Below are 2,135 nucleotides of genomic sequence, written 5' to 3'. Positions count from 1 at the left end.
CGGACGAGTTCGAACAGGTCTACTACAGTCAAGAATCGACCCTCCACCCGGAGATGTCGCAAGCATAGGAGCGGCAGAAAACCCGGGGCGGTTCAGCTAGCCGACACACGCCACAAGGAGAACTTGCGACAGGCCCAGGCCTCTATCGACGCTGCGGCCGCCGCTGATCGATACAACAGGGAGTACCAAGCCATAGAGGCGATCAACTTGTCAGTCGCCACACTGCTGTCCGACGTTGCCTATTACCTCATGATCGAGGACAGTCACAAGAAGTTTCCTGAAGAAATATCGCTAGTCTTTCTCCACCAATCACGCAAAGATTTGATGGTGAACACAAACAAGGGTTCCGTCAGCACCCTACTGGCACTGCCACAAATTCACGATGAAGAACTCCAAGAACTTGCGGTCAAAGTCCACGAGGCTATGTCAGCCGTGAGAGCCGAGTTTGACGGCAGCGACCCTGATATCAAAGAGGTTAGTTGGCAAAATGCTTTTGAAAAGAGCACTCCAATGAACCACGCCAACCGTAACCTACAGGCCGCAGCCCTGGGGTACTTTGCGAAGAAAGAAGAACCAACGCAAACAGACTCTCCCACGGCGAAATAAGCAACCAATATTTATTCTCTTTACAATAGGAAGATTAGACAAATGCAAGGTGTTCAATAACAAGAAGAACCTTTGACTGATCTCTTTGCTGCCCATTGGCCGATGGGATCGAATCCCAGCAGCCGGTGGCGTCGGTCGGCGGGTCCAAAGCGAACAAGGCGTCGCAATCGGTTGGATCGTTGCACCCCATCGCAGCGAGCTCACGCCACTGCTTTTCGATCGCTCCGCGAGAATTTTCGGGAACACCGGTCGGCATAGTTATGCCCGGAGTCGTTGTCGGCGCGAAGGTCAACGGCTTCTGATCGGTATCAGTTGCGTCGTCGACGCCGCACGCGGCGACCAAAAGGACGGCCGCCGTGGCTGCGGTCCAGGCTGTGAGAGTCCGAATAGTGTTCATATTCAAATTTCGAACATTTCGGTGGGATTGCACGATCCGCGCCCGCCGTACGCAGGATGTCCGAATCGCGTGCTGCAACTACGGCAATAAGGAACCCCTCATTCAACTGAATGACGCGTTGCCACATCTCATCCCAGTAAGCGTCTAGACACCGACTGCTCGAACTTCACTTCTGACTGATATCACCCATCCCCACCAGATGCTGCGCGGAAACCTCGCCGAGCTTCCGGCATCCCGATCCTGAATGCGGGACAACTGTGGAGGTCGCTTCGAAACCGTGATAGTCCGGCGAGAAACCTATCGACCTTATTCGACCAGCCGACACAAAGCCCGCTACGGGACTCGATGCTGGGAAGCGGCCAAGTTACAGTGCTCGCGTGAGAATCAAGAGGGCAAGTTGAGTTTCGGATTTCGAGTCGGCGTCCCCGGTATGCGCGTCCGCGTCTCCACCCGCGGGGTCCGCACCTCCCTCGGCCCCAGGGCCGCCCGAATTAACGTCGGATCCGGGCGCACCACCGTCTCCTCAGGACTCGGACCGTTCTTCGCATCCACATCGCTGTCGAGCGGACGCCGCCGCACCACCACCCGACGCAGCGCCCGAAGTGGCTACGGGCCCTCTCCCGCGCAACTCGCCCGGGCAGAACGAGCGGCAGCACGCGCACAACAGGACGCCCACCGCGACGCCGCCATCGCCGAACTCCACGAACTCCGCCGCTCATCGACCAGCGTCCACCTCGAAACCTTCCCCACCGCACTACATCCCGCCGTACACCCGCCCCCGCACTCGAGCATCGCCCAAGCTGAAGCCCAAGCCCTCGCGCACCACCTGACCGGAATCGGCCTGCTCGCACGCACTGAACGCAAAAACGCCAAAGAGCGCGCCCGCACCGACGCACAGCATTACCTCGCCGCCGAGCACCACCGACTTCGGCAGATGCACGAGTACCTCCAGCATCAGGCGAACCAATGGTGGACCGCACTCACCAGCAATCACGAAGACACCGTCTGCGACGCCATCAACGCCGCATTCGCAGACATGAACCGTCCTGGATCTGATGGAGACCTGGTTCAAGCCACCTCGCGATCGGAGGTGGCTGCCGAGCACTGCTGACGGTACTCGTTTTCGTAGTCG

The 2,135-nt window shown here is 58.5% G+C and carries 2 protein-coding genes; both read left to right on the top strand.

What is annotated here, in order from left to right; genetic code table 11:
* The first annotated feature begins 123 nt into the window (after nucleotides 1–123).
* On the top strand, nucleotides 124–606 hold the full coding sequence (locus tag CHB96_RS29285; protein ID WP_089253007.1) for a hypothetical protein: 483 nt from the start codon (nucleotides 124–126) through the stop codon (nucleotides 604–606).
* Between the two features lie 794 nt (nucleotides 607–1,400).
* Nucleotides 1,401–2,114, top strand: a complete 714-nt coding sequence (locus CHB96_RS29275; protein WP_141136606.1) for a DUF4236 domain-containing protein — start codon at nucleotides 1,401–1,403, stop codon at nucleotides 2,112–2,114.
* Nucleotides 2,115–2,135: the final 21 nt, after the last annotated feature.

The organism is Rhodococcoides kyotonense (assembly GCF_900188125.1).
GTDB lineage: Bacteria > Actinomycetota > Actinomycetes > Mycobacteriales > Mycobacteriaceae > Rhodococcoides > Rhodococcoides kyotonense.
This window is presented reverse-complemented; position numbering and strand designations above follow the sequence as displayed.